Below are 7,372 nucleotides of genomic sequence, written 5' to 3'. Positions count from 1 at the left end.
GAAAATCAAATAATCACTATAAAGATCAAGCATATCCATTTAATTCCCTCCCTAAAATTAAGGGCGGAATTCTAATGCTTTTTAGTCAAACTACAAGTTTATGTGCGTAACATGAGTAAATCATCAAATTAAAATTGTATAGCCTTATAAAAAATAATAGTTATCAAAAGCTTGCTAAAACAGGAACCCGGATTTGATAGCCTGTAAAAATTAAACTATGTTGGCTGAAAATTTTTTGGGGGTTAATACGGATCGGAAGCTTATTTATTTTGTTTTAAGCGAAAGACTAATTACTTTTTGTGAATGGTGCCCAGGGCCGGAATCGAACCGGCATGGTGTTACCACCGAGGGATTTTAAGTCCCTTGCGTCTACCTGTTTCGCCACCTGGGCATTACGATACATCTTTGGAGGCTGAGGCCGGAATCGAACCGGCGTCCACGGCTTTGCAGGCCGCTGCATAACCACTCTGCCACACAGCCATGGCACTTTCTCTAGCACTCTAAAAAAAAAAGCGACTTGCTGTCGCTTTAATTTGGAGCGGGAAACGAGACTCGAACTCGCGACCCCAACCTTGGCAAGGTTGTGCTCTACCAACTGAGCTATTCCCGCGTCTCTATGGGATGGCATTCTACCGAAATTTTAAAACCTGTCAACAAAAAATTTAACTTTTTTTCATTAAATCTGGCCAAGCAATCGCAAGGTAAATAACCATAGACCAAATCGTTAAAATTGCAGACACATACAACAAAATGAACCCAATGGTTCCCCACCAAGAAACAAAAGGAGTGGATGCGAGTAATAAAAATAAAGCGAGCATCTGTAAGAAGGTTTTCACTTTTCCAATATAACCAACCGTCACACTGGCTCGTTTACCAATTTCAGCCATCCATTCTCTCAGCGCAGAAATAACGATTTCTCGTCCTACAATAACTATAGCGGGAATAGTGATGTAATCAATTTCTTTAGCACCCACGAGAAGCAATAAGCTAGTAGAAACTAATAGCTTGTCTGCTACCGGATCAAGAAAAGCACCAAAAGGGGACATCATTTTTAATTTTCGTGCTAAATACCCATCCAACCAATCAGTAAAACTTGCTGCAGCAAAAATGAAAGCGGCAATAGCATTAGAATATTGAAAGGGTAAATAAAAAATAGCAACAAAGATTGGAACTAATACTATCCGCATTAAGGTTAATAGATTTGGCAAACTGGTTAATGTACTCACTGCTTATACCCCTTTAGACTCCTGCGGCAATTTTAAAAACTGCGCTAATAGTTGATAGTCATCAAATACTGCAAATGCCCCAGCTGCTTTAAGTGTCTCTTTATTTTGATGATAAAAATCAACTCCAATTGCCGTAACATTAATGCTCCTTGCCATTTCCATATCAGTGGCTGCATCACCGACCATCAATGTGGTACTCGGTGTTTGACCAAATTCATCCATGATTTCTTCTAACATTTGTGGTGAGGGTTTTGCAGCCACTTGTCCCGCACATCGTGTTACCTTAAATAAATTATCTAAACCCGTTGCATGTAATGCACGTGCTAAAGAATGCTGGCCTTTATTAGAAGCAATCGCAAGATCCAGATGTGCATCATGGATGGCTTGAATAGTTTCCCGCGCTCCTGGAATTAAACACACTTCCGCAGGTCGGGTGATCATGGCACGTTGAACTGCTTGAATTAATTGCTCATGCTGAGTCAAATACAGATGAGGAAATAATTTGCGTAAGGCTTGTGCTAATCCTAAATCCACGTATTGTCTAGCTTGATACGGATCTACATCACCAAAACCCAAATTATGAGCCTCGGTGGCAACAGTATGTAAAATCAGTCCTAAAGTGTCAGAAATAGTTCCTTCCCAATCAAAGACTATTAACTGATATGGGTTACTCACTCATTGAGCTCCTTTGACGCAATAATTTTAATGTATTAGCAAATCGTTCATCTAAATTTGCATGAAAAACCTGCTTGATGCCATTTAAATTAAACTGAATCGCTCTTGCATGCAAATAAAGACGATGTGAGCGATTATCTATCCCTTCTATTTCTCCTGCAAGTGATCCATATTTTTCATCACCTACTATCACGTGACCTAAATGAGCACTATGTACTCGAATTTGATGTGTTCGACCTGTTTTGGGGCACGCCTCAACCCAACAAGCTTGTTGGTAATTTTCCAGAAGTTTAAAGTCGGTCTGAGAGGATTTACCTTCTTCACTCACTGAAACAACTCGCTCACCTGATTTTAAAATATTTTTTTCTAAGGCAGCATTAACCGTGACCTGTTTTTTCCCCTGCCAAGGATGAGTTAATAAGGCCCAATAAGTTTTTTGTACCTCTCTTGCCTCTAATAATGCTTGAATTGCTCTTAACACGCTGCGTTTTTTCGCTAATAATAAACAACCAGAGGTTTCTTTATCCAAACGATGAACCAACTCTAAGTAAGCTAAATCGGTGCGTGTTTTTCTTAAAGCTTCAATAACGCCCAGACTTAAGCCACTCCCTCCATGTACAGCAATTCCTGATGGCTTATTAATAACCAACAATCCGGCGTCTTCAAAAATGATACTCTCATTAAGCCGTTTTGCTAATGCGTCGCCCACAAAAATTTCTTTATGTGCAGCAAGGCGAATGGGCGGAATACGGAGGATATCTCCTGTTTGTAGGCGTTGATTAACTTGACACCTTTTTTTATTAACGCGAACCTCCCCCCCTCGAATAATCCGATAAATATGACTTTTGGGAACCCCTTTCAAAACTTTAATCAGATAATTATCTAAGCGTTGCCCATCTTCTTCTGCGGTAATTTCTTTATAACTAACGTCACTCATTGTTCATAAACCTATTTGCTGAGCGTGAATTTTTTGATATGATCCTATATTGCATAGGACTAATAACCTAAGCACCGAATTATAACGTATAAATGTTAAAAAAGTTTATCAGTCGATTAATTATCGACAAAAAAGATTTGTCATTAACTAACAAATTAAAGACATTCTATCTAATTTTTTAATAATGTAAAAAAATTATCTGGATACTCTTGTTTGATTAATTTAATTGTCAAATCAGTTACAACCACTACTTAAGTTAAACTACACTCTTAGAGATAACTAAGAAAATAGTTCTCTTACCGAGATAAGTAGGGGTAAAAAAGTAGTAATTGCTCGAATAACGGCCTCAACTAAGAGGGCAATATGATAAACATCATAAACGTCACGCTTAGATTAAAGATGAGGTCCTTGATGTAATGAGCAATTACAAAGTAAGACGCGCTTTCCTAGTTAAGATAGTAGATATAAGGAAGCGACCCAATACTAGAGCTAAATTGACTATAAATTCAACAGATACCTACGCATGCCAGACATGCTTTATACCACATACGAACTCTCTTCGAGACGTCACTTGTCTTATTAGACATTATTTTGTACTTTGCTTAACACGTATGCAGTATAGAAAAAAGCACGCACCTTTTGATTATTCAGGGAGTATGCGTACGGTCTGTTCACAGGTTATGGGTTACTTAAAGATCAATATTCTAAATTCATCAGCTAATAACTCTGATAAAATTAGAAAGGCTGATAGCATTGCGCGCCAATAGGTCTTAGGGTTAGGAAGAATGAGCCATACAACGTACAAAAAGAGTAGGTTGAAATGGCTAATAAGTCTTTTTTTATACACTTAAGTTGCAATATATCAGCTCGATAAATTGAGCCTTTACTATCTCTATTTGTACTAGCTAGCGCCCTAAATTATGGGGTTACAAATGGAAAAAATGTTAATTAATGCCATGCAAACTGAAGAAGTTCGCGTTGCACTTATAAAAAATAATCAATTATTCGATCTCGATATCGAATGCCCAGGGGAAATCAAAAAGAAAGGGAATATCTACAAAGCCATAGTAACAAGACGCGAACCAAGTCTTGATGCCGTTTTTGTAGAATATGGTTCTAAACGCCAAGGTTTTTTACCTTTAAAAGAAATCGCACCAGAATATTTAAGTAAGCATCCAGATAGTTTTGGTGATGAACGTCCCCCCATTACTAGCTTAATTCGTGAAGGACAAGAACTTTTAATTCAAGTCGATAAAGAAGAGCGAGGTAATAAGGGCGCAGCACTAACAACCTTTATTACTTTAGCAGGTTGCTATCTAGTCTTAATGCCTAACAATCCTCACTCCGGCGGTATTTCTCGTCGAATTGAAGGCGATGAACGTGATGAGTTACGAGAAACTCTAAATGCCTTAGACTTACCCGAAGATATGGGGCTAATTATTCGTACTGCCGGTGTAGGCAAATGCCAGGAAGAGTTACAAGATGATCTTAGTATGCTTTGTAACCAATGGGAATCAATTAAACAAGCCTACAATTCTGAACTTGCACCCTGCTTAATTCATCAAGAAGGCGATGTCATTATTCGCTCTATTCGCGACAACCTTCGCAAATCAATCAGTGAAATTATCATTGATGATCAAATTTCTTATATTAAAGCTAAACAATATATTGAGCGCGTAAAACCTGAGTTTTTACCTAATCTCAAATTATACAATAGTAGCATTCCCCTATTTAATTTTTACATGATTGAAAGCCAAATCGAAACGGCTTACCAACGCCAAGTGATGCTACCCTCCGGTGGTGCTTTAGTGATTGATCGTACTGAAGCCTTAGTATCTATTGATGTGAACTCTGCTAAAGCAACCAGTGGTTCTGATATTGAAGCAACTGCCTTGAATACGAATCTAGAAGCAGCTGATGAAATTGCACGTCAATTACGTTTACGTGATCTAGGCGGCCTAGTCGTAATTGATTTTATCGACATGAGTTCTAGCAAAAATCAACGTGAAGTAGAAAACAGACTCAAAGAAGCTTTGCAAGCTGATCGTGCGCGCATCCAAGTAGGTCGTATTTCTCGTTTTGGCCTTTTAGAGATGTCTCGTCAACGCTTACGTTTGTCTTTAGGTGAAACAGCGCAAGATGTCTGTCCACGCTGTGAAGGACGTGGCACGGTTCGTAATATCCAATCCCATGGTTTATCCATTACCCGTCTGATTGAAGAAGAGGCATTAAAAGAAAAAACCGCTGAGATCCAGGTACAATTACCAGCAGAAATGGCCACCTTCATTATGAATGAAAAGAGAGAGTTCATTAAAAATATTGAAAAACGCCATGGTGTCAGTGTCATTATTATTGCCAATCCCTATCTCCATGCACCTCAATACTCGATTACACGCTTGAAAGAAGATAATGTGGGTAAAGCTAAAAAACCAAGCTACTCTTTGATTCAGCAACCCGAGTTACATATAATAAGCAGTGATAAAGAAGCTGCAGCTCAAGATGAACCCGCAGTGAAATCATTTGCTGAGCACCAGATCATCAAACACCCACAAAATAGTTTTATTAAACGTTTATGGACCAGTCTGTTTGGCGGTCATGCCGCAGCATCGAGTACTAACCATACCGAGCAAGAGAAAAAAGTATCTCGTCCTAATCAAGGCAATAGACAAAACAATAATAAAAATTCAAACGATAGACGCACGCATAATTCACGTCGTCGACGTCCTACTCAGCAGCGTTCTAATGGTGGTAACTCTAATAATCAAGCAAATGCTGCGAATGCTCCAAGCAATACGAGCAATAATGCAAATCAACAACGAAAAAGAAACCCCAATCAGAATAACCAGAACGCCCAGCACCGTTCTAAAAATGACTCTAGAAAAAGAGAAGCGGCTTTAGCAGTAAAAGAATCTTCTGAAAAATAAATTTCCTATCTGTAGGCCAGAATCTGGCCTACATACTTTGGGTCACGTCAAATTTAACGTTTTAGCTTAAACCTGCAGCTCAAAAAGACATCTTCTTGCTCAAATGGCCTCCCTCCTTTCTGAGGATGAACGTTTGATAGCGAGGCGCATCAAAGGGTTTTTGCGCCAAGAACAGCGCCTACTACTTCCACCGCTCCAGGGGTGGACCTCGTATTAAATAAAGTACTTGGGACCTCTGAAACTCTAACGCCAATCGGTTCTCGACGACACAAGAGCATTAAATCAATTTTTTCTAGCCTTTTTACAAGTTCTCCTTGTTTTGCCAACAGTTCGCTATTACGTGCATTATTAGCGCGCAAATCCTCTTTAGCCCCTTCCAGCTCTCTATGAGTAGTACTCATCCTTTCTAGGAGTTTACTTGCGTCAGCTTCTTTATCTGTCATTAAGGATTCAAGTTTTCTTTGAAACAGTTGTTTCTGAGTTTGCTCTTCCAGCACTTGACCCGATAAAGTATGCACTGCTTTTTGTAAGACCACAGACACTTTTTGCGTTTTGGTTATCTCTATAGACATTTCCTCGCGCACTACTCTTAATTCCTCAATTCGCTTATCAAGTTGCGCTTGTGTTTTTTGATAGTCACTAGTGACTTGGACCAGTTCCGCTTGTTTTTTCTTCAATAATACATCTTGCTGCTCAGTCGATTTTTTCAATTCCTCTATGTCTTTTTGTAATTTATCCTTAGTACCACGTAAGAAAGTTTCTGTTTCTTCAAGAATTTCAATGTGAATGCTTAAAGTGGTTACTTGATCCTGTAAATTAGAAACTAGCCGCGCTAATTTGAAATTCTCTTCCTTAAATTTCCCTATTTCCTCAGCCAAACGAAGACGTATATTATCCAAAGCAACGATAGTAAGTTCCAAAATATCCGCAATGCTAGAAATCCCTTCTTTTAAACGTTGTTTAATGTTCTCATTGCAAGCATGATGATCTTCTAAAATAATACCAGTGGTAGTGTAAACAACGCCGGTTGCACCACCTAAGATGAGTAAAGAACCAATTCCCGCTGCAGCTCCAGATAATAATGCGGGAACAGTTAATGCTAAGCCTGTCCCTACTTTTTGCCAGGTCGCCCATTCTCCCCATGCATTGGATGCACGCGTTACTAGGCTGGGATTATCAGCAATACTATCAATAATTTTATTAAGGCTTTCTTTAACCTTAGCAATATTATCGCGCGTCTTAATGATTTCAGCTAAATTATCAATTTCAGCTGGAGCACTTAAAGAAATGGCTTGCTTCGGTGGGACAACGGTTATCTTAACTGGTTCAACACTCGTTTTTGCTGATTCTAATAAATTACTTAATTCCTCTATTTCAGTAGACATCCTTTTTCTCCTTTGCGAGGGTTTAAAAATAATCCTTTACCTACCATTTTTAATCAAAACGCTTTTATAATACAAGGCCTCATTTCATTTTAAACAACATAAATAATAAATAACTCATGTTACGCACATAAACTTGTAGTTTGACTAAAAAGCATTAGAATTCCGCCCTTAATTTTAGGGAGGGAATTAAATGGATATGCTTGATCTTTATAGTGATTATTTGAT

The 7,372-nt window shown here is 38.5% G+C and carries 5 protein-coding genes and 3 tRNA genes; 1 reads left to right on the top strand and 7 read right to left on the bottom strand.

All coding sequences use genetic code 11. The annotated features are described in order from the left end of the window. Positions 1–304: 304 nt before the first annotated feature. From ELY15_RS12060 to ELY15_RS12035, 6 genes are all read right to left on the bottom strand, one after another. Positions 305–391: transfer RNA gene (locus tag ELY15_RS12060), tRNA-Leu, on the bottom strand. 15 nt (positions 392–406) lie between these two features. Beyond that, positions 407–480, bottom strand: a tRNA-Cys gene (locus tag ELY15_RS12055). 54 nt (positions 481–534) lie between these two features. Beyond that, positions 535–610: transfer RNA gene (locus ELY15_RS12050), tRNA-Gly, on the bottom strand. 52 nt (positions 611–662) lie between these two features. Beyond that, a complete protein-coding gene (gene pgsA / locus ELY15_RS12045) occupies positions 663–1,226 on the bottom strand; it encodes a CDP-diacylglycerol--glycerol-3-phosphate 3-phosphatidyltransferase (RefSeq protein ID WP_127100361.1) in 564 nt (187 codons plus the stop codon). A gap of 3 nt (positions 1,227–1,229) precedes the next feature. Continuing rightward, positions 1,230–1,901, bottom strand: a complete 672-nt coding sequence (locus ELY15_RS12040) for an HAD family hydrolase (protein ID WP_127100359.1) — start codon at positions 1,899–1,901, stop codon at positions 1,230–1,232. Further along, the gene (locus tag ELY15_RS12035) at positions 1,894–2,838 is read right to left on the bottom strand and encodes an RluA family pseudouridine synthase (protein ID WP_127100357.1); all 945 of its coding nucleotides are present in this window, start codon (positions 2,836–2,838) and stop codon (positions 1,894–1,896) included. The genes ELY15_RS12040 and ELY15_RS12035 overlap by 8 nt, the downstream gene beginning before the upstream one ends. Positions 2,839–3,770: 932 nt before the next feature. Here ELY15_RS12035 and ELY15_RS12030 point away from each other — a divergent pair. Then, the gene (locus ELY15_RS12030) at positions 3,771–5,762 is read left to right on the top strand and encodes an Rne/Rng family ribonuclease (protein ID WP_199744218.1); all 1,992 of its coding nucleotides are present in this window, start codon (positions 3,771–3,773) and stop codon (positions 5,760–5,762) included. A gap of 149 nt (positions 5,763–5,911) precedes the next feature. On the opposite strand, the gene ELY15_RS12025 is transcribed toward ELY15_RS12030, so the two are convergent. Next, the gene (locus ELY15_RS12025; RefSeq protein ID WP_127100353.1) at positions 5,912–7,147 is read right to left on the bottom strand and encodes a LegC2/C7 family Dot/Icm T4SS effector; all 1,236 of its coding nucleotides are present in this window, start codon (positions 7,145–7,147) and stop codon (positions 5,912–5,914) included. Between the last annotated feature and the right edge of the window lie 225 nt (positions 7,148–7,372).

The organism is Legionella sp. km772 (genome assembly GCF_003989735.1).
Lineage (GTDB): Bacteria > Pseudomonadota > Gammaproteobacteria > Legionellales > Legionellaceae > Legionella.
Note: the sequence above shows the minus strand (reverse complement) of the source record. Positions and strands in the feature narration are given on the sequence as shown.